At 43.9% G+C, this 26,394-nt stretch carries 17 protein-coding genes, 1 tRNA gene and 2 riboswitches; of the genes, 7 read left to right on the top strand and 11 right to left on the bottom strand.

Annotated features, from left to right (window positions below):
• The first annotated feature begins 62 nt into the window (after window positions 1-62).
• Complete coding sequence (locus BQ9893_RS13205) at window positions 63-1,415, top strand: Gfo/Idh/MocA family protein (protein WP_075966458.1); 1,353 nt, start codon at window positions 63-65, stop codon at window positions 1,413-1,415.
• A gap of 160 nt (window positions 1,416-1,575) precedes the next feature.
• The gene (locus BQ9893_RS13200; protein ID WP_394333252.1) at window positions 1,576-3,123 is read left to right on the top strand and encodes a sulfatase family protein; all 1,548 of its coding nucleotides are present in this window, start codon (window positions 1,576-1,578) and stop codon (window positions 3,121-3,123) included.
• A 64-nt stretch (window positions 3,124-3,187) separates the two neighbouring features.
• Here BQ9893_RS13200 and BQ9893_RS13195 read toward each other — a convergent pair.
• Window positions 3,188-3,261 (bottom strand) — tRNA-Ala (locus BQ9893_RS13195).
• Window positions 3,262-3,345: 84 nt separating this feature from the next.
• Between BQ9893_RS13195 and BQ9893_RS13190 the strand changes: the two genes are divergently transcribed.
• Together BQ9893_RS13190 and ruvC are read left to right on the top strand one after the other, a co-directional pair.
• A complete protein-coding gene (locus BQ9893_RS13190) occupies window positions 3,346-3,660 on the top strand; it encodes a DUF4286 family protein (RefSeq protein ID WP_075966456.1) in 315 nt (104 codons plus the stop codon).
• Window positions 3,657-4,214 carry a crossover junction endodeoxyribonuclease RuvC gene (gene ruvC, locus BQ9893_RS13185; protein WP_075966455.1) on the top strand — a complete coding sequence of 186 codons (558 nt, stop codon included), beginning with the start codon at window positions 3,657-3,659 and terminating at the stop codon, window positions 4,212-4,214. The genes BQ9893_RS13190 and ruvC overlap by 4 nt, the downstream gene beginning before the upstream one ends.
• 81 nt (window positions 4,215-4,295) lie before the next feature.
• Here ruvC and gdhA read toward each other — a convergent pair whose 3' ends face one another.
• Window positions 4,296-5,630: an NADP-specific glutamate dehydrogenase gene (gene gdhA, locus BQ9893_RS13180; RefSeq protein ID WP_075966454.1), complete on the bottom strand. Its 1,335-nt coding sequence runs from the start codon at window positions 5,628-5,630 to the stop codon at window positions 4,296-4,298.
• A gap of 218 nt (window positions 5,631-5,848) precedes the next feature.
• On the opposite strand from gdhA, the gene BQ9893_RS13175 reads away from it, so the two are divergent.
• Window positions 5,849-8,836 (top strand): PEP/pyruvate-binding domain-containing protein, encoded by a 2,988-nt coding sequence (locus BQ9893_RS13175; RefSeq protein WP_075966453.1) that lies wholly within the window; start codon window positions 5,849-5,851, stop codon window positions 8,834-8,836.
• 12 nt (window positions 8,837-8,848) lie between these two features.
• Here BQ9893_RS13175 and BQ9893_RS13170 read toward each other — a convergent pair whose 3' ends face one another.
• The 3 genes from BQ9893_RS13170 to BQ9893_RS13160 are packed head-to-tail and all read right to left on the bottom strand — an operon-like array spanning window position 8,849 to window position 13,541.
• Entirely contained in the window at window positions 8,849-9,784 is a 936-nt protein-coding gene (locus tag BQ9893_RS13170) for a sirohydrochlorin cobaltochelatase (RefSeq protein WP_075967373.1), read from the bottom strand.
• Window positions 9,785-9,829: 45 nt separating this feature from the next.
• On the bottom strand, window positions 9,830-11,272 hold the full coding sequence (locus tag BQ9893_RS13165; RefSeq protein WP_075966452.1) for a PepSY domain-containing protein: 1,443 nt from the start codon (window positions 11,270-11,272) through the stop codon (window positions 9,830-9,832).
• Between the two features lies 1 nt (window position 11,273).
• On the bottom strand, window positions 11,274-13,541 hold the full coding sequence (locus BQ9893_RS13160; RefSeq protein ID WP_081415465.1) for a TonB-dependent receptor: 2,268 nt from the start codon (window positions 13,539-13,541) through the stop codon (window positions 11,274-11,276).
• A gap of 50 nt (window positions 13,542-13,591) precedes the next feature.
• Window positions 13,592-13,803: riboswitch (cobalamin riboswitch) on the bottom strand.
• Between the two features lie 104 nt (window positions 13,804-13,907).
• Window positions 13,908-14,114, top strand: a riboswitch (cobalamin riboswitch).
• Between the two features lie 155 nt (window positions 14,115-14,269).
• On the opposite strand from BQ9893_RS13160, the gene BQ9893_RS13155 reads away from it, so the two are divergent.
• Window positions 14,270-15,790, top strand: coding sequence for an Ig-like domain-containing protein (locus tag BQ9893_RS13155; RefSeq protein WP_075966450.1), 1,521 nt, complete (start codon window positions 14,270-14,272; stop codon window positions 15,788-15,790).
• A 105-nt stretch (window positions 15,791-15,895) separates the two neighbouring features.
• Here BQ9893_RS13155 and BQ9893_RS13150 read toward each other — a convergent pair whose 3' ends face one another.
• The 6 genes from BQ9893_RS13150 to BQ9893_RS13125 form a co-directional block, all read right to left on the bottom strand.
• On the bottom strand, window positions 15,896-16,891 hold the full coding sequence (locus BQ9893_RS13150) for a metallophosphoesterase family protein (RefSeq protein ID WP_075966449.1): 996 nt from the start codon (window positions 16,889-16,891) through the stop codon (window positions 15,896-15,898).
• 30 nt (window positions 16,892-16,921) lie between these two features.
• A complete protein-coding gene (locus BQ9893_RS13145; RefSeq protein ID WP_075966448.1) occupies window positions 16,922-17,998 on the bottom strand; it encodes a metallophosphoesterase in 1,077 nt (358 codons plus the stop codon).
• Window positions 17,999-18,206: 208 nt separating this feature from the next.
• Window positions 18,207-19,118 carry an alkaline phosphatase family protein gene (locus BQ9893_RS13140; protein ID WP_075966447.1) on the bottom strand — a complete coding sequence of 304 codons (912 nt, stop codon included), beginning with the start codon at window positions 19,116-19,118 and terminating at the stop codon, window positions 18,207-18,209.
• 9 nt (window positions 19,119-19,127) lie between these two features.
• Window positions 19,128-20,651: a SusD/RagB family nutrient-binding outer membrane lipoprotein gene (locus BQ9893_RS13135; protein WP_075966446.1), complete on the bottom strand. Its 1,524-nt coding sequence runs from the start codon at window positions 20,649-20,651 to the stop codon at window positions 19,128-19,130.
• 12 nt (window positions 20,652-20,663) lie between these two features.
• A complete protein-coding gene (locus BQ9893_RS13130) occupies window positions 20,664-23,969 on the bottom strand; it encodes a SusC/RagA family TonB-linked outer membrane protein (protein ID WP_075966445.1) in 3,306 nt (1,101 codons plus the stop codon).
• A gap of 255 nt (window positions 23,970-24,224) precedes the next feature.
• On the bottom strand, window positions 24,225-25,250 hold the full coding sequence (locus tag BQ9893_RS13125) for a FecR family protein (protein ID WP_075966444.1): 1,026 nt from the start codon (window positions 25,248-25,250) through the stop codon (window positions 24,225-24,227).
• Window positions 25,251-25,806: 556 nt separating this feature from the next.
• On the opposite strand from BQ9893_RS13125, the gene BQ9893_RS13115 reads away from it, so the two are divergent.
• Window positions 25,807-26,382 carry an RNA polymerase sigma-70 factor gene (locus BQ9893_RS13115; RefSeq protein WP_075966442.1) on the top strand — a complete coding sequence of 192 codons (576 nt, stop codon included), beginning with the start codon at window positions 25,807-25,809 and terminating at the stop codon, window positions 26,380-26,382.
• Window positions 26,383-26,394 lie beyond the last annotated feature (12 nt).

Here is a 26,394-nt window from a genome sequence, read left to right as displayed (position 1 = left end):
GATACGAAAAAAAATCCTATATTTGTCGCTTGATTTTTTAGTCCAATATATTTTGAATTACCATGAAAGAAAACACTAAAAAAGGGGTAACCCGTCGAGAATTTCTTGGCCTTTCCGCTTTGGGATTGGCAAGTTTGACTATCCTGCCCAGTTGGGCTGTAAATGGGGTGCGTATTGCCCCGAGCGATCGTGTCGTTTTGGGGTTTGTCGGATTAGGACAGCAAGGTTTGTCCGATTTCAAGAGTTTTTCTACTTGTCCGGGTGTGCAGGTTGCTGCCTGTTGCGACGTGGATTCTTTGAAACGTGAACGCTTCAAACGTCGTGTCGAAGCTTGGCAAAAGTCTTTGAATGTGGCTCCCCGCTGCGATATGTATGAATTCTACGAGGATTTGTTGAATCGCAAGGATATTGACGTGATTGAAGTGGCAACTCCTGACCACTGGCATGCTTTGGTTGCTATCCATGCTTGCCAGAGCGGAAAGGATGTGTACTGCCAGAAACCGTTGGCTTATACGATTACCGAAGGTTTGGCTGTCGTTCGTGCTGTGCGCGATAATAATCGTGTGTTCCAAATCGGTAGCCAGCAGCGTTCGAGCAAGGAGTTTCAGGATGCGATCGCATTGGTCCGTGCCGGTAAGATCGGCCATATTGAAAAGATATATGCCCGTGTCGGCGAACCGCCCAAACCATTGGACCTGCCGGAAATGGATGTTCCCGCTAATCTGAATTTCAACCAATGGATGGGACCGTTGAACGATCCGAAGATTCATTATCATCCTGATCTTTGTCCGCCGATTTCTCTTGAACCCGAACAGAACGAAAAGTTGTGGGGAGCATGGCGCTGGTATCAGGAAACCGGAAACGGGTATACGGCCGACTGGGGTGCTCATATGTTCGATATTGCACAGGCTGCAATCGGTATGGACGGATCCGGTCCGGTAGAATTTATTCCGAAAGGATATGAAGGTACGGAGTATGCGACAATGAAATATGCCAATGGAATCGTGATGACCGAACAGCCTTACCGTGAGGATAACGCCAATGCACAAGGCATCAAGTTTATCGGTGATAAGGGATGGTTGAAAGTGGCTCGCGGTTATATCGAATGTTCTGATCCTTCCTTGTTGCCGAAAGAGGAAAAGAAAGTCGGAAAAGGTGAATATGAAGTAAGCTCTCCGCATATGCAGAACTTTATCGACTGCGTCCGTTCACGCAAGAACCCGATTGCGCCGGTTGAAGTCGGTTGTAGCACGAATACGCTTTGCTGCTTGCAGAACATTGCCCGCGAACTGGGACGTCCTGTTCATTGGGATCCGGCAACCTTGAGTTTTAATGGGGATAAGGAAGCCGAATCGCATCGTTTGTACTGGTACGAATACCGGAATCCATACAAATTGCCGTATTGTAACAAATAATAAGAAGATAAAAGGTAAGGGAAAAGTCCCGGATAAAGTTTCGGGACTTTTTTATATTTTACAGTCCGAATAGCGATTATTCCGTTTGCTCTGTTTAATTTTGCCAAATCCAAACAAAAAAACATAATGTATCATGAAAACGAATCAACGATTTCTTTTGATGAGTTGGGCAGTCGTTGCACTTCCTGCCTGTGTCCAGAAAGACAAAAAAGAGGTTCCGGAGAAACCTATGAATATTCTCTACATCATGTGTGATGATCATTCTTATCAGACAATCAGTGCCTATGATCATCGTTTTATCGAAACTCCGAATATCGACCGGATTGCCAATGAAGGCGTACGGTTTACGAACAGTTTCGTCGCCAATTCTTTGAGTGGTCCCAGCCGTGCTTGTTTGCTGACGGGCAAGCACAGTCATAAGAATGGTTTTACCGACAATACGAACAGTTTTGATGGAAACCAGCAGACATTTCCGAAGTTATTGCAGCAGGCCGGTTACCAGACTGCTATTGTAGGAAAGTGGCATCTGACTTCCGATCCGACCGGTTTCGATTATTGGAATATCCTGATCGGGCAGGGGAATTATTATAATCCGTACTTTATTGATAATGGAGAGAAAAAACAGATAGAGGGCTATGCCACGAATATCACGACAGACCTGGCTTTAGATTGGTTGGACAACAAGCGGGATAAAGACAAACCTTTCTGTCTTTTGTTCCATCACAAAGCACCTCATCGTACCTGGATGCCGGATACCTGCGATCTGGATTTGTATGAAGATGTTGTTTATCCGATTCCCGAAACGTTCTATGACAAATATGAAGGACGTATTGCCGCATCCGAACAGGAGATGAGTATCATCAAGGACATGGATCTCGTCTATGACTTGAAGATGGCGGATAAGGAAAATGAAATTCATACGACGACAGGCCTTGAGGAAATCGGCCGTGGTTTGTATAACCGGATGACACCGGAGCAGAAGGCGGCGTGGGACAGACATTATGATCCGATCATCAAGAAATTTAAGGAACAGAAGTTGACAGGAAAGGCTTTGGCCGAATGGAAATACCAGCAATACATGCACGATTATCTGCGTGTGATCCATTCCGTAGACCGCAATGTGGGGCGTGTATTGGATTATATGAAGGAAAGCGGTTTATTGGAGAATACCATTATCGTCTATACTTCCGACCAGGGTTTCTATATGGGCGAACATGGCTGGTTCGACAAACGTTTCATGTATGAAGAATCTTTCCGTACGCCGATGTTGGTCCGTTTCCCCGGTGGTGTTAAAGGCGATATCCCTGAAATGGTCCAGAATATCGACCATGCTGCTACCTTCCTCGAATTGGCCGGTGCTCCTATACCCGAAGATATCCAAGGTGACTCTTATTTGCCATTGCTGAAAGGCGAGCATCCGAAAGACTGGCGTACTTCTTTGTATTATCATTTCTACGAATATCCGGCAGAACACGCGGTGAAACGTCATTATGGCGTTCGTACCGACCGCTATAAATTAATCCATTTCTATAATGACATCGATGTGTGGGAACTTTATGATCTGCAGAACGATCCGATGGAAATGCACAACATATATAACGAACCGGGCAACGAAGCCTTGATCGACAGTCTGAAAGCCGAACTGCATAAATTGCAGGAACAATATGACGATCCGATCGAAACGGAGTTGGCAAATGCGAAGAAATAAGAAGGATAGAACAAAAAAGGCATTCAATGATGAATGCCTTTTTTTGTTGCTTGCCGTAAGATTGTGGAGCATATCGGACTCGAACCGATCACCTTCAGACTGCCAGTCTGACGCTCTAGCCAGATGAGCTAATGCCCCGTGCGACTTATTTTCAAGTGCAAATATAGGACTTTTCTTGATATAACCACTATCTTTGTCATAGAAATTTATTCAAAAAAGAAGATGATTGTCTATAATACAACGTTCCATGTCGAAAATGATATTCAGGATGAAGGCTTGGATTATCTGAAAAAACAATATATCCCGAAAGCTATGGAGAGTGGTTTTCTGCAACGACCATGTCTGCGACGCGTGATGCAGGCCGAGACGGAAGAGGGGGTTAGTTTCTCTGTCCAGTTTCATGTGAAGAATGTCGATACGCTGAATTTCTGGTTACAGAACGAAGGTAATAACCTCCACCGGGCACTGGTCGCCCGTTTTGGACATAAAATTGCCGGCTTTAGTACTTTGCTGGAAGAGATAGACTGGGAGAAATGACGAAGGAACGTGTCATATTGGGTATTGACCCGGGGACAATCGTGATGGGTTACGGAGTCCTGAAGATCGAAGGAAACAAACCCAAACTGGAAGCGATGGGCATACTCCAACTGAATAAATACGAGGATCATTATTTGCGGCTCCGTAAAATTTTTGAACGGGTCTTGGGGCTTATCGACCAATATCATCCGGACGAACTGGCCATTGAAGCTCCGTTTTTCGGGAAGAACGTGCAGAGTATGTTGAAACTGGGGCGTGCACAAGGAGTCGCTATGGCTGCCGCGCTCGAACGGGATATCCCGATATTTGAATATGCCCCGCTAAAAATCAAGATGTCCATTACCGGGAACGGGAATGCGTCTAAAGAACAAGTGGCCGGGATGCTACAGCGCTACCTGCATATTCCGGAAGCATCCATGTTGCCCCAATTGGATGCGACAGACGGACTGGCTGCTGCCGTTTGCCACTATTTCCAAACGAATAACCCGATACAGGAAAAGAAATATACCGGCTGGAAGGACTTTATTGCGAAGAATCCGGGCAAAGTCCGCTGAAACAAGAAAGGATGCCTGTAATCACAGACATCCCCCCTTCTTATAGACACATTCTCGATGTGTGTTGAAATACACATCGATCTATACGATTCCTTGTGCCATCATCGCTTTGGCTACTTTCATGAAGCCCGCAATGTTTGCTCCTTTCACATAGTTGATATATTGGCCTTCTTTTCCGTGTTCGACACATTGCTGATGGATCGCGCTCATGATCTGGTGCAGCCTGCTATCGACTTCGGCTGCAGTCCAGGAAATATGCATGGCGTTCTGAGTCATTTCCAGCCCCGAAGTGGCGACACCGCCGGCATTGACGGCCTTACCCGGAGCAAAGAGTTGTTTGTGTTCGATGAACAAATCGACAGCTTCGGCCGTACATCCCATGTTGGACACTTCGGCTACGCATAATGTCTTGTTCTCGATCAGCTTGCGTGCATCGTCTACGTCCAGCTCGTTCTGAGTGGCGCAAGGCAATGCGATGTCGACTTTCTGTTCCCAAGGTTTCTTGCCGGGATAGAAAGTAGCACCGGGGAATTCTTCGGCGTAAGGTGCTACGATGTCATTACCTGAATTACGCAGTTCCAGCATATAATCGATCTTTTCGCCGGAAATGCCGTCCGGATCATAGATGTAACCGTCCGGTCCGGAGATCGTAACGACCTTGGCACCCAGTTCGGTTGCTTTAGTGGCTGCTCCCCAGGCAACGTTTCCGAAACCGGAGATGGCGACAGTCTTGCCTTTGATATCTATGCCGTGAGTTTCCAACATCTGGTGAACGAAGTAAAGAGCACCGAAACCTGTAGCTTCGGGGCGGAGGATAGAACCGCCGAATTCCATGCCTTTACCGGTGAACGTACCGGTGTTTTCACGAGCCAGCTTCTTGTACATGCCGTACATATAACCGACTTCGCGTCCGCCTACGCCGATATCGCCTGCCGGAACATCACGGTCCGGTCCGAGGTTACGCCATAATTCGAGGATGAAAGCCTGGCAGAAACGCATGATTTCTGCATCACTCTTACCCCGTGGAGCAAAGTCGGAACCCCCTTTTCCACCACCCATCGGCAGTGTTGTCAACGCATTTTTAAAGGTCTGTTCGAATCCCAAGAATTTGAGGATGGACAGGTTTACGGACGGATGGAAGCGAATACCGCCCTTGTACGGGCCGATCGCATTATTGAATTGTACACGATATCCCAAGTTTACCTGTATTTCTCCCTTGTCGTCTACCCAAGGCACACGGAAAGTGAAAATACGTTCCGGTTCAACCAACCGTTCGATGATTTTAGCTTTCTCGAATTCGGGATGCTGGTTGTACACTTCTTCAATTGAAAGAAGAACTTCTTTTACTGCTTGCAGATACTCCTTTTCGCCCGGATGTTTTGCTTCCAGTGCTGATAAGATTACTTCTGTCTTCATAGTATATAATTTCTTTTTAAGATAACATTCTGCTTGCAAATATAGGTAATAACCTGGGTTTGCAAAATGTTTTGCTTACTTTTTGACAGTTCTTTTTATGTTTTTGAACAATGTTCTTTAAGTGAAAATCCGGCTTTATCCTGAAGGCTATGCCGTAGTTTCTTTCGGTTGATTGTTTTTTTCCTTACATTTGGGGCTGTTAATTCTATCAAATCATTATGAGCGGAATACCGGATTTTAAGAATCTTGTGTTTAAAGACACATCATTTGCCAATCTAATGAATAAGCGTATATATAATGTATTGCTTATTGCTACAAAATACGATGCCTTCATGTTGGAAGACGACGGGCGGGTGGACGAACAGATATTCAACGAATATACTTCACTCAGCCTTCGTTATCCGCCTCGTTTCACACAGGTGACGACAGAAGCGGAGGCGCTTGCCGAGTTGAAAGACCGCAACTTCGAGTTGATCATCTGCATGCCGAATATGGATAACCGTGATATTTTCGCGGCGGCTACGGAGATCAAGGTCCATTATCCCAATATACCGATCGTTGTCCTCACCCCGTTCTCGAAAGAGGTATCCAAGCGGATCGCCAATGAAGATTTGAGCGCGATCGACTATGTGTTCAGTTGGTTGGGAAATGCGGAGCTGCTGCTTGCCATCATCAAGCTGATCGAGGACAAGATGAATGCGCCTGATGATACGGCCAGTGTCGGTGTCCAGATAATCCTGTTGGTGGAAGATTCCATTCGTTTTTACTCTTCGGCCTTGCCACACTTGTATAAGTTCGTGCTGGAACAGAGCCAGATGTTTGCGAAGGAAGCCTTGAACGACCATCAGCGAACGTTGCGTATGCGCGGACGTCCCAAGATCAAACTGGCGCGTACCTATGAAGAGGCAGTCCGCATCTTTAACCAGTATCGCGATAATATGTTAGGGATTATTTCGGACATGAGCTTCATGCACGACGGTGTGAAAGATCCCTATGCCGGGTATAAGTTCGGGCAGTATGTGCGGAAGACCGGCCTGATCATTCCTTTCGTGCTGGAATCGTCGGAGGCGAGCAACAAGGTGTACGCAAAAGAGTTGGGAGCTTCTTTTATCGACAAGAATTCCAAGAGTTACCCACAGGATCTGCGGAAGAAGATCATGCAGCGTTTCGGTTTCGGCGACTTCGTCATCTTGAATCCCCAGACGAAGGAAGAGATCATGCGCATCAAGGATTTGAAGGATTTGCAAAAGAAAGTCTTTCAGATACCCGATGATTCTCTGGTTTACCATCTGAGCCGTAACCATTTCTCCCGCTTTTTCTATTCCCGTGCCATGTTCCCGCCGGCAGAGGTGTTGAAGCGTGTGGACGTGAGCGACTACAAGGATATGGATGAGGCGCGGAAGCTGATTTTCGACCTGATCGTACAGTACCGGCGGATGAAGAATTCCGGTGTCGTTGCGGTCTACCAGAAGGAACGCTTCGACGAGTACAGCAACTTCGCCCGTATCGGAGACGGTTCGTTGGGAGGAAAAGGAAGAGGCCTTGCGTTTATCGGAGCGATGGTGAAGCGTTATCCTAAGTTGGAACACGAACATTTTGCAGTGACCATTCCGAAGACGGTCGTGATCTGTACGGATATCTTCGATGAGTTTATGGAGACAAACGAACTGTATCCGGTCGCTTTGAGTGATGTGGATGATGAGACGATCTTGAAATATTTCCTGCGTGCCAGCCTTCCCGCCCGTCTGATTGAAGACCTGATGGCGTTTTTCGATGTTGTCAAAAGCCCGATTGCCGTCCGGTCGTCCAGCCTTTTGGAAGATTCCCATTATCAACCGTTTGCCGGGATTTATTCTACTTATATGGTACCTAAGCTGGAGGATAAATACGACATGCTCCGTACATTAAGTGATGCGATCAAAGCGGTCTATGCTTCTGTGTTTTATCGTGACAGTAAGGCCTATATGACAGCAACATCGAATCTTATCGATCAAGAAAAGATGGCGATCGTTTTACAGGAGGTGGTAGGAAACCGGTACAATGATCATTTCTATCCTACTATTTCCGGTGTCGCGCGTTCGTTGAATTTCTACCCGATTGGAAATGAAAAGGCGGAAGACGGCATTGCCAATATCGCCCTGGGGCTTGGCAAGTATATCGTAGACGGCGGGCAGACACTGCGCTTTTCTCCCCGCCATCCGCATAATATTCTGCAGATGAGTACGATGGACTTTGCTTTGCGTGAAACGCAGACCCGTTATTATGCACTCGACCTGAAGAACCTGGCGGAACAATTCTCGGTAGACGATTCGTTTAACCTGCTTCGTCTGAACCTGAAAGATGCCGATGCAGACGGTTCGTTGAAGTTCATTGTCTCGACCTACGATCCTTATGACCAGATCATTCGTGACGGCTACTATCCCGGCGGACGCAAGATTTTATCTTTCGTCAACGTCCTTCAGCATGACGTGTTCCCGCTTGCCGATACGCTCGACCAGATTCTGCATGTCGGGCAGGAAGAGATGGGGCGTCCCATAGAAATTGAATTTGCGGTAAATATCGACCCCATGAAGACAGAGCAGAGCAGGGGAGGCAGTCCTACGGCTACATTCTATCTCTTGCAGATTCGCCCGATCGTGGACAACAAAGAGGTGATGGAAGAAGATTTGACACTCGTCGAACAAAAGGATACGATACTCTCATCGACAAGCGTCTTAGGACATGGCATCGTGACGGATGTGCAAGATATCATATATGTGAAGACCGGTGCTTTCAACTCTGCCAACAACCAACTGATAGCTTACGACATCGAGAAGATGAACCGCGGGTTCACCGCAGAGGAAAAGAACTATGTCCTGGTCGGTCCCGGCCGTTGGGGCAGCAGCGATTCCTGGTTGGGCATTCCGGTGAAATGGCCGCATATCAGCAATGCCCGCGTCATTGTGGAATGCGGGCTGGAGAACTATCGTGTCGATCCGAGCCAGGGAACGCATTTCTTCCAGAATCTGACGTCGTTCGGGGTTGGCTATTTCACGATCAATCCGTTTAAGGGAGATGGCTGGTTCGATGAAGAATATCTGAACTCCTTGCCTGCGGTGGAAGAAACCGAATATCTCCGCCATGTCCATTTCGATAAACCGATCGTGATCAAGATGGACGGAAAGAAGAGTCTGGGCGTGGTGCTGAAACCTGAAAAATATGAATAGCTTTTGATAAAGCTATTCATATTTTTCTTTGCCTTGTGCATATTCTTTTTTCTTCTTTGCGATATCCATGGATTGGTGAGTGGCACTGAAACGTGCATGTTGTACGATGATATCCTGGATGGCCGGATTCTCTCCGAGTCCCTTCATGAGTACATCTACGTGATATCCCTGCTTTTCCAGCTCTTCTTTCCAGTCGCCGGCAATGTCGTTTTTAACGTGTTCGCCGGCAACAAACAAGAACGGCATCAGCAGGATCGTTTTACAGTCTTTTTTCCGGATCTGCGACAATGCATCGTCAAAAGACGGATACCCTTCTATGGTCCCGACGAACCACTGGTCGAATCCTTTTGCCTTCAGCATATAATCCAGCATGGCGTATTGTGCCGTATTGGGTGTATAAGTGCCATGTCCGACCAGCAGAACAGCATCTTCCTTGCCTCGCTGAGTGGTAATGGCTTTTATCACCGCTTCATAGTCGTCCGGGCTGTACAACAAAGGAATGCTCAAGCGTACTTCTTTGAAATCTTGTTGCTGTGCTGCAATATCTTTACGCAACGATTCCGTCTCGATCCCGTCTATGATACTGCTGGGTTGGACCAGGATATGGGTATAACCGTCTGCTTTCAACTGCTTGAGCGCTTCTTCCGGATTCATCTTCTGTATGCCTTGCGCTTTCAAACGACGCATGACGATACGAGATGTCCAAGCCTCGCAGACCTCAATCCCCGGAAAAGCTTCAGCTATCTTCTTGTTGACGGCATCTATGGTCTTGGCACGCGTATCTTCGTGGGTTGTCCCGAAATGTACGACAAGCACGGCACCTTTCTCACCGTCTTTCAAGGAACCGAACAGATCGGATTCCATAAAATTACCCTCTGCCCGCACGGATTGTGACAAGATGCAGAATAAACAAAACACCCTTAAAACAGAATTGAAGGCATTCTTCAAAAAACTGAAACGATTTAAAATAGACATATGGCAAAAACATTTTAATTAATTACGACTCACATAGCGAATTGAGAGGATCACTCCGGTCACCGACAAGACGCATCCACCCAATAGCAAGATCCACATCAAAACATCCCTTAGCGTGTGGTGCCGGGCAAAAAGAACTGTGCTGAAACAGTGCAATCCTTTGTACATCCAGACACGATATCGGGTATTCTCGTTGAAATACCGGCAACTGCCGTCTACCGGATCCAGGTAGTAACAACTCTTATCGGCATCCCGGACTTTTATTTTATAGACCGGCAACGGCAATGCGTTTTTCAGGCTGATATAATAATTGTCATATTCTGTCAGCAAAGAGACTTCGACAGGAACCTCTTTTCCCCGAATGTGTTGCATCATTTCCCGGCAGAAGGTTTCGTCCACTTCCAACCGGCGGACTTCTGACGGTATGGTTGCATCAACAAGATAAGTCTCTTTTTCCGTTTCTACCTTGTAGCAAGGGTATCCTCCTAAACTCGTCCAAGTCAGATTCTTGATCCCCTCCTGTTCCAATATGCGTTGGCAATCCAGCCTGTACGCATCCAATGCCAACGACGAACCGTTTATTTCATCCCGGACATTGCGTGGCTCGTGGACTTTCGATATCCATTGCGGCACTTGAGCCAACGACATAAACCCGCTGAATATCCACGTCAAGGTGAACAATCCGAAACAAAGGCCGGCCAGATGATGCCACCGGAACAGCCTTTTCCGGTATGGAGTTCCTGTGTGATGCTTTTTCCGGGCTATCCGAAAAGAACGGATACCGACATAAATTCCGGAAAGCGTCATCAAAATACCGATTCCTGAAACCCATAGCACAATGTCTTTCCATGGTTGACGCCCGTGTGCCCGGAACTGCTTGACATAAATCCAGTGGGGGATAGCCCCGACCCAAGCCCAGAAACGTGACTTCCATGTCGTAAACTGCAAAGCGTCTCCTGTCCTGGACGACAAATAGAGTTCTCTCTTTTCTTCATCCGGGAAACAATAATGGTAAACCGGGAAATCTTTGAACGGATATGCACCGATCAGCCAAACGTCGATCTCGTTGAGTGTATCTTTCAGCATCGCATCCCCGGAAGACCATCGATTCGCAATTTGCTGCAATTGCCCGGAGGAAAACTTGCCTATGGGAAGCCCTGTCCGGGCATTCAAAAGGAATTCTTCTTCCTCTGTCGAAATGCGAATGACGTTTTCTCCGGCACGTTTGTTGAGGCTGATGCTTTTCACCGGGTCTCGTAGCGGCAACTCTTCCACCAGATTTTGTATCGGCAACAGGACCGTGTCGATGTCTTCGGCAAACGCTAAGGCTTGTTCCTTTTCGACACGGGGGTATGTATGATACATCATCACAATGCCGCTGACAAACCACATAAGGAACAGGATACTGAGGCAAATCCCCAGTATCCTGTGCGTTTTTATGAATAAACGATGGATTTTCATTCTACATGTCAAATGAAACTGTAAACTTCACATTGCGTCCTTCTTCCGGAATGAAGCCGATCGTGTTGACGGAAGTCATATAATAATTCTTGTCGAAGATATTGTTGATATTCATTTGCAACTTCCAGTTTTTAAATGAATATCCCGCCATTGCGTTGGCGATGGCATAAGGCTCGAATTCCAATGTATTGGCAGTGTTGACATATGCTTTGCTCGAATAATTGAAACCTACTCCTAACTTTAACCCTTTCAACGAACGGTCAAAGTCGTAAAAAGCCCATCCGTAAGCCATGTGCTTCGGGACAAGATTCAAGTAATTGCCGGCCTGTGTGTTCTCGGCATAGTCATTCTTCGCGTATTCTTTCAGTTTGGCAACTGTGAATGTATATCCGGCATTAATGTTAAACTGCTGCCACGGGCGAGTGTTGATATCCACTTCAAGTCCTTTGGAATCGGCTTTTCCTACCTGTCCCGAAATCGTTTGCCCGTCTTTTGTCCCTAAGCTTTGAACCATGTTCTTCCGCAGGATGTAGAACCCGGAGATGTTGGCATTGAACTTGTCTGAAAATGCGATGTGCGATCCGGCCTCATACTGGTATCCCTTTTCCGGACTGAACACGTTCTTGCCGCTGGGCTCGATCACCTTGCCGTCATTGCCGATATAGACATATCCCGGCGAAGCTACCGTACGTGTCGGCTTGAAGTAATTGCTGGTCGAAGCATAAACGTTGAACGCATCCGTGAACTGGTAAAGCAGGCTGAAACGATAGGTCAACGCATTGTCATGGATATGCGCCTTTTCGTCTTTGGAGGTTACGACTTTGTCTTTCGTATAAGCCTGTTGGTAAGTCCGGTCGTAACGGTCATAACGCAGACTTAGCAATGCCGATAACCGGTCTGTCAGATTCAAATAGTCTTGCACGTAAATGCCATGCATATATTCCCAAGCCAAGTTTCTTTTTTGGTAAGGCAGATTCAAGTCGCCTTGGTTCAAGACAGGATCGACGACGGAGAGATGTGCGTTTTTCCCGGGACCGGTTGCATCGGCAGCATAATTGGCCGTATAGCGAGGGGTGTACAGGGATGAGAAAGAATAGCCACCCAAGAAGTTATGCTTGACCTCTCCGGTCATGAATTTTCCTTTCAACTCCAATTGATTTTGTAAAAGGCTGACCTTGTATGCGAACTGGTAACCGACACGCTGTATGGAATCTAAGCTTATGTATGTCTTGGTGTTTCCATTCATATAATAATGGTTGTATATGGGATCGGAAGATGTCAGATACGTCAACTTCTCGGAAGCATAATAATCCAGATCGTCATAGTAGTAGGAGAGATAGTCCGACAAGCTCCAGTCCGGGTTGGTGAACTGGTGCGTCCATTTGGCAGACACAGTCAGGTCCTTGTCTGCAAGATGGTCCAAGGGGTCATTGTAGCGTGTACGGCGGTCGAAACCTTCCGGCAGGTCGCCCGGCCGGTAGATCACCGATCCATCTGCATCATAAATATCCTTGTCGACATGAGGTTGTCCGGTATCCGTCCCGTAACGGTCGTTTTTCGCACTGACGGAAAAGTTCAGTTTGTCATAATCGCTAAGGCGGAAGTTCAAGGCGAAATAGGCATTGTAGGCCCGATCGTTCGTGTGTCTCCATCCTTCACCTCCGCTCATGGAGAAGTCTGTCCTGAAATCGACGCCCCGGGCAATGTTGCCGCCGGCACCTCCCTGGATCGAATAGCGTCCCCAGCTGCCTATACTCATTTGCGCATTTACTCGCGGAACAGATGTCGGTTGCTTGTGTACGAGGCTGATGACCCCGCCGAGTGCCGAATGCCCGTACATGACGGATGCCGCTCCTTTCAGTATCTCGATGCTTTCGATCGAAGCTAAGGTTGTATTGGGGGCTGAAGCATATAAGTTATGACGTTCGTCGCGGATTCCGTCTGTCACTACCACAAACGTGTTGAAACCACGAATGTAGAACGACTGGAAGCCGCCATACGAATTGTTCGGGCGGACTCCCGTGACGTTACGGGCAACATCGATCAATGAATTCAAAGAAAGGTCGGAAATCATCGGGGCTGACATCCGGGACACGGAAAGTGGAGCCTGCGACAAAGGTACCGGTAACCTGCCGACTTCGGTCGGTTTGACATACTGGCTAGTGATGACAACCTCATCCAATCTCAACGTGTCTTTGGACAAATCTTGCGCAAAGGCACTACTTACTCCCAGGCATAACATGCCCACAGTAAAAAATTTCGATTTCATATAGCTATAAATAAAAATAAATAAAGATGCCTCTTACCCCGGAAGCAAAAGTTATCTATGTGCATTTGGCAGGTTTCCTGGCTCGATCCTATCAGACGCCTTCCCATTCCCGGTATGATATTGAGGAACAGTGGCATGCAGGTCTTTTTGATTTCTTGCGAAACGGACCATACAGTAGCGGGGAACTGCTCCGGCTTTCCACCGGATTCCCTTTTAAACACCGGCAGGAAGCCGGCGTTTCACCAAAAACGGTGCAAAATTATAAAATTTATAGATTGGATGTTCTCTGTAGTAGTAAAATACCTACTTATAGGTATTTTTCCATAATACAAGCCTTAACCCCTTGTCAAATCAAGCGGGGAACGTAATTTTGCACAAGTTTTTGGTTCCACGATACCCGTTCGTTACGGGAGGTGTTAAAAAGGGAACCGGGTGCAAATCCCGGACAGACCCGCTGCTGTAAGTTCCACTCTAAACTCTTTGAATATGCTACAAGCCACTGTCCGCAAGCCGGATGGGAAGGCATTCAAAGACGGAACAAGTCAGAAGACCTGCCAAAAATAACATCGTTTTAATGCTTTCGGGGAATAGAGCAACAAAACATCGAGCCATGCCATTCTTTATCCTTGTATAAAGACATCATTTCTCCATGTGTACATTCTCTGTAAGCGATTCGATGCCGGATAATATGTAATTATTAATATTTGAATAACTAAAAACAAAGAGAAATGAAAAAAATCAAATTTGCATTGTTTGCGTTCATGGTAGCCCTGACTTCCTTTGCGTTCACGGCTTGCGATGACGACGACAAAGTGGAAGTAGTCCCGGTGACCGGTGTCTCGGTCGGTCCGGAGACATTGGAATTGAAAGAAGGAACGACTGGCACGTTGACGGCTGCCGTAGTCCCGTCTAACGCCACAGTCGCTACGGTGACATGGAGCAGCTCGGATGAAAGCGTAGCCACCGTAGATAAAGGTGTCGTTACGGCGGTTGCCGAAGGAACGGCGACAATCACCGCTAAGACGGACGATGGCGGTTTCACAGCCACTTGCAACGTCACGGTGACAAAAGAAACACCTGCGTTTGACGAAAGCAAATACCACTTCGACCTCTTCCTGACCGTAGGCAAACACGGCGGCATGAGTTCCAAGAATACGACCGTGGTCAACAGTATCAGCAAGCTGACTGCCGATATGGGGGTAATCACCATTACGGGCGAAGGTACAGAGCTGAACGATTATGCGATGGAATGTATCTCAAAAGGCAAGTACTATTACCAGATTCCGTCGGACGAGAACCGCTTTGTGAAGTATCAAATCAAGGATAACAAAGTTGTCGTGATCAAAGATTGTCCGTTCAAGGGAAATGTTTATAAAGTACGTTCTTATACCCATGCCTGGTTGGACGACAACACCCTGCTGATTATGTCAGCCAACGGTAAAAAGACGGGTGTGATTTGGACAAAACTGAACACGGCCGACATGTCTATTATCGATGAAGGCGAGTTGAACATCTCTGTTCCGGAAGGTTATAGCAAACTGACATCATCCGGTATCCTGACTTACCGTCAGGCTGACAACAAACTGTTCTATTTCTATTACGGAAAAACGCAAGGGACAAACTCGATGGATAGTAAAAACGAACCGAACTTCCGTACTGCCGTGATCGCTCCGGAAACAATGGAAGTGGAACAAAACCTTGTTTCCCCTGTCCCCAGCGAAATGGCCGGTAGTGCTTACGGCGAGTTGATGCAAAACTGCGTGATGTATGACGAAGCCGGTAACCTCTACCTCGCCGCTTTTGCCGATGAAGATATCGAACGCGGGCTTCTGCTTCGTATCAATGCCGGTGAATATGAGTTTGACGCCTCTTACAATGGTTACCCGGATGCCGATGGCAAACTGATGACCGCTCAATACCTCGGAAACGGCAAGGCTCTTGTTTACGGACGTAACGATGCTTCAGGCACGAAGATCGACAGCTACAGCCACTACTACTCTATCGTCGACCTCGCCACCGGCCAGCGCACACGCCTCGCCTACAACGGTAAGGAGATTGCCTATAGCGGAGGACGATTCTCACAACGCAGCGTCATCTTCAACGGTAAGGCTTACATCGGCGTGAACACTGAAGCTGATGCAAACGCTGTCATCTACATCTACGACATCGCCACCGGCACGGTCGAAAAGGGTGCCGAAGTCGCAGGCGGTTTCTACTTCGACATGATCCGCGTCATGGAGAACGATTAAACCCAAAGTATCTCCTTTTCAAAACATATATGATTCGTTTTCAAAACACCTATGATTTGATTTCAAAACATAGGTGTTTTGGAAACGAATTAATTATATCATGATTTAGTCTTTCTTTTTGATGAAATCCGAAGGGTAGTTGACCGTGTTGATGATCTCTCCGCCTTTCAGGCGAATCCAGGTTTTGAAGTTGGTTGAACCTTCGGTCATTTCGATTACGCGGGCTCCGTTAGACAGATTGTTATATACTGTGTTCCCTCCTGAATAACGGCCATAGGCCAGCAGGATGCCTTTCCAGAAAACAGCATAGTCGTCGTCATGATCATGCCCGACAAACACACCTAAAATATCCCCCATCTCTTTCATCGAGGCGAACATGCCGGAGTTAAGTTGCGGAGCGCAGGCTTTTTCCTTTCGTGTCCCTACCAAGATGGCTGTTTCGTCTGATGCAGCCTGGTTATATTCAGGCAAGGCAATGTGGAAGAATGCCAGCGAGGGCAGGGGAGTGCCTCCGTTTTGTTGCGTGTATTTCGCACTGTTTTCACGATACCATTGTATTTGGTCGAACTTGATGTAATCGTAGCCGCCTATCCCCTTGATCTGTGAATATGAATGTGAGTCCAGGCAATACAGGACAGCTGCATCTTTCTTTCCATCGGACGATTTCAGAGGAAGGATAAAATTGGTCGCTCCTGCGACTCCGGGTACGGAATCGGTCAGGTTATACGGGATCGTCCGTATGATATCGAACAGCTGGGTACGGGTAAGTCCCTGTTCGTTGTCGTGGTTGCCGAATGTCACCCCGAACGGTATCTGGCGGTTGGCAGCTAAGTTCAGGATTGTGCGCATCCCTTCCTCCGCCGGCTGGCCGTAGATGACATCGCCAGTGAACAGCACCAAGTCCGGCTTTTCTGCATCCAGCACTTCGTTGATACGTTCGAGCGAAATGGCAGACTTGGGATTCCCGTGAATGTAGTGGACATCCGTGATCTGTACGATTTTGAACTTGCCGTCTTTGTTGAACTTCAAGTTCGGTTTCTGTGCATGGCCCTGTTGCAGGCCTCCGAGCACAAGCGAAAGAATGATAAGAAGTTGTTTCATCTTCAGGTTGTTTTTTGTTTATGAATAGTGTTACTCTATTGTGATGTCGAACTGATCGTATGAATCAGTTCTCCACGCCTTTTCGGATGTCAGGGGAGAAAGAGCGAACAAAGGAGAGAATGTCTTGATCTTGATCGTCTTCCCGTCCGGCATGAATTCCATGATGCGGAGCCAACAGTCGCCTCCGTTGCCATGCCATTGTCCGTCGGCAGTCTGGGCATTGAACATCATTTGGGCTACATTCTTGCCTGTGCTGTTTTTATCCGTCCGGAAACTGACATTACCCTTGTAGTCCGCAATTTCGCATTCATGCCCGCATATCACCATACAGATGTTGGAGGAAGGATAGACCAGCTTCTGCCAGATCGCTTCTCCATAATTGGCAGGCGATATTTTGTAGCCTTCCTTGATATGGCGCTTGGCTTCCGGCGACATGTAGGAGTGTGTCAGCAGAATCACCTTATGATTTTTGTATTTCTCTTTACCGGCAACTTTAGCCGCCCATTCGATTGCCTCGTCACGCGGAGCAAATTCGAGCGAGATGACCAATAGTTTCCCCCAAGTATCTGTCTCAAACTCATAAGCCGCATTTTCAAGAGTCGGAATACCCTGATAGTTCAGGCCGGTCTCGACCAAAGATTTTTTCCAGCAACTGTTTCGTTCGGAAGGAAAATAATCGGGAAAGTGGCAGAGTCGGTTTTCTGCTTTCTCATATCCGTAATCATGATTTCCTGTACAAATGACATAAGATATCTTGTTGTCGAGCCGTTCGAAAGCCCTGGACGCAGCCTGCCATTGCTCTTCGCTTGTCTGATTCCCGTTTACACCGTCCGGAATCCGTATCTCATTCTGCTCAACCAAATCTCCGGTACATAAAACCCCTTTGACATTCAGCGATTCGATACTGTTGGCAACCCAAGCCGTCTGTAGCTCGAACAACGGCTGGTTAGCATCAAACTTGTTATAACTCTGCGGATCAGGCAACAGAATCAAAGAAAAAGAATTCTTGTCAGAAAGTTGAGGCCGGACAGGGTAGACTTGGGCTGTTATAGAAACAATACTTAGTAGTGCAGCTACAACGATTGAAAGAATTTTAGATTTTGTCATAGGAAGAATAGTTTATCATTTGGACAAAGATACTATTAATAGTCTTTTCATGAAAGATCGAATCTATAAAATTAGCTATATACTGCTTATTGTAAGAGAGGTTACCTGTTTTTTATCTATTTGGGATGAATAATTTTCGATTTATAGAGGTTTTGGTTTGTTTAGGAGGCTGCCTATAATATGTCAAGGGAGACAGCCTCCATTGAACCTATTTAAAAGCTGAAGTCATAGGTCTTCCAATCCAAACTTGGGGTGATTTTAGACCAAAAATGTAACCTATAGTTGGAGCAATGTCAAACTGCATCATGCTTTCTGGCATTTCAAAGTTTGATTTAATATTGGGGCCACTAATAATGAAAGGTGTTTCCATCTCTTCCATTGTTCGTCCACCATGATTGTTCTTAATGCCTCCATGATCGGCTGTGACAATTATGATGGTTTCGTCCCATATACCAGCCTCTTTGATTGCTGCTATAATTTCTCCGATATAGCCATCGATTTCTTCCAATTTGGTGTAATAACCAGGAGTGTCGTGTCCTACTGCATGACCTGTATGGTCAAGGGCATCGTAAACGATGTTAAGAAACGTCGGTTTTCTTTCTTTGATATAATTGACGGCATAACGTACTGTTGCCGAACTATCTTTTTCGGCTTCGAAAACATGTTTGTCATAATTCAAAGATAGAGTATCGACTAGATACCTAATACCATTCCATTCACAAATGTTACCAATTTCAGCATCAGGAACGGCTTCTCGTAGCACAGAGAAAATGGTTGGGAATATTTTGTCTGTATTTGTAATACGAGAAGGTAAATCTGGAATTTGTGATCCCCATTCGCAGTATCCGTGTAGTTCCGGTCCGGCTCCCATGTACATGGATGCCCAATTGGGGGCACTAGAAGATGGTAATACAGAACGTTTTTTCAGATTATATGAGCCATTAGCCATGAGGCTTCGAATATTGGGAATATTGGCTTTGTTCATACTATAAGCCCCCCATGCATCAATACCGATTAGGATGACATGTTTAGCTTTCCATTCGGATGATTGTTTTTCCTGTTGTGTACATGAAATTAAACAGCAAAGCAATAAAATTGCTATTAAATACGTATTTTTCATAAACTTATCTTACTTTAAAATCCACATTAATTTATTATAATCATCTATCCCTTCGTATTGACGTTGCACTGCTTCTTCAACGTTTTCTTTGTTATAGTCATATTCCCAAGTCGAATACATCCAACGAACAGGAATCTTGTTTTTATCAGTATTTCGATTTGTATTCGGATTTATGGGAAGGACTGGGTATCCTGTACGACGATATTCGTAATAGGCATCCATCGGATATTGCATATAGTAGGCCAGATATTTTTGAACGATAATCTTTTTCAATTGACTTTCAAAATTTCCTTGAAGTTTAATACAATTATTTTGCAAGTATTGAGTAATGTATTCATCGGTGATTTGCCGTCCTGAATGATATTTCTCTTCATTTGGAGTGTTGTTTGCGATAAACTCCATCGCTGCCCGAATACCTTTGTTATAATAGTCGGAGGCGTTGCCTGTAATCCAGCCCCGTAAGACAGCTTCAGCCAAAATGAAACATTGCTCGGCATAACCGATTCTGACATAAGGTTCACCTGTGATCAGATCTGTATACCTGGCATTTAATGTACAGCAATTTCCGTCTGCAGATTGGGATTGCAGATCTGAAAAATCAGCAACAGGATTAAGTCCTACATAAGCATTTTTATCATTTGCTTTTAAACCGGATGCGATCAATGCTGCTGCCGGTTTGGCAAAATAGAATAAACGGTAGTCATCGTAGGCTTTTAGCGTGTCAACTACGACACTTGAGATCGTTGTGTACATATAATGCTTTGACACAATTTTGTTAAATGGATAAATCTGTCCAGCTTTATCTGAAAATTCCAGTTGGAAGTTATCATTATTGCTACTCATCAAGTTTCCGGATGCAACGATTTGGGCAAAGCGGTCTTTTATTCGTAATTCGGTATGATTCTCTTTCTTAGAAAGATAGAGTAACATTTTTAAGCGGAAAGCATCCACAACTTTTCTCCATTTGGAAACATCACCATTTAAGATTGGATCACCTTCAAAATCAGATGCTTTGTTGTATAGGGATGCAGCTTTTTCTAAGTCGTTAATTAGGTTTATCATGACACTTTCCTGTGTATCGTATTTAGGTCTAACTAATCCTTCTTCTCCTTTCAGTGCTTCAGAATAGGGTACATCACCTAACTGCATGGATATATAGAATATTTTGTAGCTTTTAATGAAAAGAGCCAAACCTTCATAAGCCGCTTTGTCTTTTTCATCTGCTAGTTCCACCATTTTTAAGGCATTGATTAAAGTTTTATAGCCTCCTACACTAGCACGTCCCAACAGATTGTAATTGTAGTCGTATAGAGATTCGAGCCAGATCATTTGTTTAGCAAGACAATTGTCTGAAATGAAACCAGAAGCAGTCCCTCCTGTTGCCGTTATATCGAGTAGCAAAGGGGTTGCCAACAATGAGGCTGTTACGGTTGTTGCAGAATTCGGATCTGTATTCAGATCATCGAAATTTCCAGTACAGGAGATACCAATTAAGGCTAATCCTGTGATTAGAATATGCGAAAGTGTTTTCATTTTATGATTTGATTAGAAGTTAATTTTAATATTACATCCAAGCATTCTTAATGACGGGGAATTGAGATTTTCTGTAGCTTTGTCAGGATCAGAAAATTTGAAATCTTTTGTCAACAGGAACAAATTATTTCCAACGAATGCAATAGAGGCTCTTTTCATGCCAATTTTGTTGCATATATTTTGGGGTATATTGTAATTGAGCGACAATTCTCTTAATTTGATAAACGTTTGTTTGAGAATGTGTTGATGTTTAGCATTCCAAACATTTCCAGCTCCATTGTAGAGTTTCATATAACCTTCATATGAAACAGCTTTATCATTTAGATCGAAAACACGTGTATCAGAAACGATATGTCCTTGTGAGTCATATTCTACACTACCTGAAACAACCTTTACACCTTCCCCGATGTAGCTTTTATTACCGTTTACAACTTCATCATAGCGCCAGAATGTGTCACTGTCGCGGTGTGCTCCTGTCATCCATAATGCTTGATCCATAACCGAATGGGCAACACCTCCTATGCGACCGTCCAATGTAAATGAAAGTGTGAAGTCTTTGTATCTTACGGTATTATTAAATCCAAAGATCCAGTCGGGATTTTCATATCCGGCTACACTTTGATACTTGCTTTGGATCGGGTAGCCATTATCGTGGATAATGTTTCCGTAAGGATCTCTTTCCCAATCATAATATCCAAGCCAATCCCAACGTTCACCAGGTTTTACCCAGTCTTTTTGAGTTGAATAGATAGGATCTATTTTTGAATAATAATAACGATCTAGTGACCAGTTGAATGTCGTGATCCAATCCCAATCTTTACTTTGGATGATATTGGCGGAAACAGTTACTTCTACTCCTTTCCGGACATGTTCTTCGTTTGTGTTGATTAATGTGTATTCGAAACCGCAAGCATCGCTGATTGCTGCTTTTTTAGTTAAGTTGTAATATAGTTTATTATAATAGGCAATATCTACTTGCAGACGATTTTTTAGAAAATGCATTCCTGTACCAATTTCGTAAGTACGAGTAGCACTAGGTTCGACCAAAGTGCTGCGCATTGTAGTGGGATAAGTAGCTCCGTTCATATTATCCCATAAATTAGTAGAGATGGAATAACTACGATCGGTTTCATAGACACCCAGATCAGATTTGGTTTGTGTCCATGATGCACGAATTTTCCAGAAATCAAACCATTGGGGCATATTGAATAACTCAGATATAACTAAGCTACCAGATATAGAGGGATAAAAATATGAACGGGTTTCTACTGGTAGAGTGGATGACCAGTCATTTCGGGCTGTTATGTCCAAAAATAGAGTGCTTTTCCAAGAACCAGATACTTTTCCATATAGGCTGTTAACTTGTTTTTTCTTAATTGTACTATATACCTTTGCTGGATCAACAGAGGCTTTCAATGAATAATATCCAGGTATTGTAATACCATTTGAAGTCTTTCCGTTTAAGACATCGTCTTGATAAAAATATAAGCTTGTACCGACAAAACCATCAATTGAAAAATCACCGAATTTTTTATCGGCAGAAATGATGATGTCATTATTGACACTATAACCACCTTTCCTTTGTTCTTCATAATATCCTTTTTTATTCCATCCTCCACATGCTCCTATAGAATTACGCCAGATTTCTCTTTCTGTATACACATCAACACCGGTACGTAAAGATGCTCTTAACCACGGTGCGAAGTCGTATTTTGCATTCATAAAGCCATTTACAACATCATAGTCACTAGAGTGGATGATTTCATTTGCAATGAAGTAGGGATTATCATACCAAACTTTGTTGGGCCAGTTCTGAACTTCATTTTTTTTTTGCCAATAATTTTTATAATCTCGAATATCTAAATCAGTTCCAGTCCAAACTAACATGCTATATATATATCCGCCTGTTCCATATCCAGTCCCTTCATTGTTAGGATAGAAGCGTTTGTTATAAGTTAATCCTCCTTCAAAAGTGAAATCTTTCCATTTCATATCTCCGGAAACAGTATAAGTTAATTTATTCAGTTTTGTATTGGGGTATTGTCCTTTATTATAAATGTGGGTGAGAGAGGTGCGAACACTTCCATATTTCCCTTTTTGAACAACACTGATGTTGTTATTGGTAACAATACTTTGTTCAAGGAAGTTTTTGAAATTATTTTTTCCCTTTGATATCAATGGCATATCTTTCCACTCCATTCCAATTGGATCCCATTGGGTAGCGGTTCGTCCGATATCCATTTTATCTCCCCAAACAAAGTCTTCAGAGTTATATTTACCATTCATACCCGTACTATAAGATGTTTGTACTTCAGGTAAACGGAGAAAACCAGCATCAAACATGGTATTACTGTTTATACTGACATTTAGCCCTTCTTCTTTTCCTCTTTTGGTTGTTACCATAATGGCTCCTGAACCTCCACGAGAACCGTAAAGGGCAGATGCTGTTGCTCCTTTTAGAACATCTATAGATTCAATGTCATCGGATGCAATATCTCGTAAAGTGATGTTTCCATAAGGAACACCGTCAACAACAAGAAGTGGTGTTTCTCCACGAAGTTGTATACTTGGTGCTTCATTGAATTCACTACTGTTCTGAACATTTAATCCTGCGATTTTACCAGTGATAGCTGTTCCGACATCTACTGATTTGACTATGGTTAGATTATCCCCTTTCACTTTTTGGACAGCATACCCAAGCGCTTTTTCTTCACGTTTGATACCTAATGCTGTTACAACCACTTCATTTAAATTTTGGGTGTCTTCTGTCAATTGTATGTTGAAGACTGTTTGGTTCCCTACGATAATAGCCTTGGATACGTATCCGATATATGAGATTATTAATGTCGATTTATCGGGAACGGATAAACTGAATTTACCGTTGATATCGGTTATGGTGCCATTTGTAGATCCTTTTTCTAATACATTTGCACCGATGATCGGTTCACCGTTACTATCGGTGATAGTTCCGGATATCGTTTTTATGGATTGTTGGGCAACGGCACTAATCAGCATCTCTTTGGGAGAAAGAATGATACTTTTGTCCAAAACCTTATAACTAATATCTGTTCCGTTGAATAATTGTTCAAGAATGTTGAATACATCCTTTTTTTTACTTTGAATGGAAACAACACGATTCGTGTTTACTTGTTTGTTGTTGTAGAAAAAACGAAATTCAGATTGTTTCTCGATTTCGTCCAAAACTTCTTGTACTGTTTTGTTGTTAACGTTCAGTGTTAACGTTGCAGATTGACTGTAACTGTCTGAAGCATAAGTCAGTCCGATGCATACAAATAACATTATTGCGATGAGTCTCATACATAATGGTATTTTTTTCAGGATAATAAACGATAGATTCGTCATCCTGAAATGTTGGATGCTAAAATAATTTGTCATAGATTTGTAAGTGATTTAGAGTTAAAAAAATTATTTGCTGTCAGCTTGTCGCCAAACAAGTTGGCAGAAGGTTTTCATACGGGAAAATACGCCAATATTTTTCCCGTATGTTTTTTAAGGAGGTTTGAATGTTTTCATTTTGTTGTTAGAATTTAGATTGTTCATATTTCAGTGATTTTAATATAGTTCAACAATTGTTTTTTCAGATATTTTATTCGACCTAGTTTCTGGATCAACAAACTTATATTGAATACCCGATGATAAGCGGAAATGTTCGAGTATGAGATGAAGATGTTGTCCATCGAAAGTTCCGGTAAACGAGTTTTCATACAGTAAGTCATTCTTTACAATGAATTCAGTATTAAATCGTTTATTTAATATATTCAATGCTTCATCAAAAGTCGTATTCCTGAAAATAACCAAACCGTCTTTCCAGGCTGTTAGCGTGGGAAGATAAGGTCTATTTTTGCTAATGCCTTTTGTCTTTGAATTATAGGATATTTCTTCATTAGGCTTCATAAGCAATGTCTCTTCCGTATTTTCCTTATTGGAGAATGAGAGTCTGACGGAACCGGAGACTAAAGTGGTGATCACTTTATTGCTTTCTCTGTAAGCTTCCATATTGAATTCAGTACCTAATACCTCGGCTTTCAAATCAAAAGGCGTGTTGACAATGAATCGCTTTGATTTATCTTTTTTTACGGAGAAATAAGCCTCACCCTCCAATTCTACGTCTCGTGTATCTCCGGTGAACTGTTTCGGATGCTTCAAATAAGAGTGGGAGTTAAGCCATACTTTGCTGCCATCTGGAAGGTCAACGGTTGCGACCATTCCTGGATTTGTCCTGATTTCGATGAATTCAACCGGATCTTTTTTCGTTGCAAGGTAGATTGTGCTGATCAATAAGGGAATGATGAGAATTGCAGCGATCCGTTGCAGTTGGAAAATGAACGAATGCTTATAATCTCTTTTTCTGTTAATCTTCTCCTTTACTTCTTTCAAAGCCGAAGTTGAATCTACAGATTTGATAATGTTTAGTGTGTCCGTGGCAAAATAAATATACTCGATATCCTGTGCCATCTTTTTATTTTCTTCGGATTCTTGTATCCAGGATTCGATGACTGTTTTTTGGTCAGGTGTGATTGCTCCGGAAAAGTAATTCCAAAGAAGTTGTTCATCTATTATATGTTTTTGTGCATTCATTTTGTCTCTTTTATAGTTAAGACTAACGAAACGGGAAATCTCCTAAACGAAAAATGAATTTTTTTGCATAGCTCTTTTTTGTGTTTTGTAATCCATGTTTTCAGGCGATTGCACCCATTCCCTCTGCCAGTTTTTCTTTGTTCTCGTCGGTCAGCGGAATCAGTTCGGACATATTTTGTTCGAGCCTCTTGTGCATTTCCACGAAACTAAATACGCAGAAGTTCACATATGGCGCAACAGTGTGAATTATCAGACGGTAATTTGGTCAACACTGTTGACCAAATTCAAAAAACGATAAAAAGCTCAATAAAACTAACAGGTACATACCCGTTTACGCTTTCTTGGTCTCACTATTTGGTGTTAATGCGTATCGAATCCGAAGCAGAATTGAGAGAGTGGATAGAAGAACAGGAGGAAAGTTGATTCTTAAAATGGAGGATTTGTTTTTTGTTCGATCTTAATGAAAAATTAATGGGATTGTAAATTGTTTTATAAATCAAAAAATTATATTTGTACAAATAAATCTAAGTCTTATAGGAATTAATTTGCCATATATATGCTTTCAATACTCACGGATAAAACGAGTGATGAGATTCTATTTCAAAGAATTCAAGTAAGTGAAGAAAAGGCTTTTGACTGCTTGTTTCTTCGTTATTATCCATCTTTGTGTGCTTATGCCCGGCAGTTTGTCGAATATGATGATGGACAAGAGATTGTGCAGGATGTGATGGTTTGGTTGTGGGAGAATCGGGAGATGCATACGTTTGAGATTTCTCCAAAGAGCTATCTGTTCAAGGCGGTGAAGAACCGTTGCCTGACGTTGATCAGTCGGAATGAAATAAAACAGAGGATTATCAGTACGCTGTACGACAATCGGCATTTGGAATATGAAGATCCCGATTTCTATGTCGTGGAAGAACTGAGCCGTAAAATAGAAGATGCGTTGCAACGTCTTCCTGACAGTTACCGGGAAGCTTTCGAGTTGAATCGTTTCCAGCACATGACGTACAGCGAAATAGCAATACGTTTGGGTGTTTCATCCAAAACAGTCGATTATCGTATTCAGCAAGCGTTGAAGTTGCTTCGTGTGGAACTAAAGGATTATTTGCCGATATTACTTGCTTTTCTTTAATCAAAATCTTTG

Origin of the sequence: Parabacteroides massiliensis (genome assembly GCF_900155425.1) — a bacterium.
GTDB lineage: Bacteria > Bacteroidota > Bacteroidia > Bacteroidales > Tannerellaceae > Parabacteroides > Parabacteroides massiliensis.
This window is presented reverse-complemented; position numbering and strand designations above follow the sequence as displayed.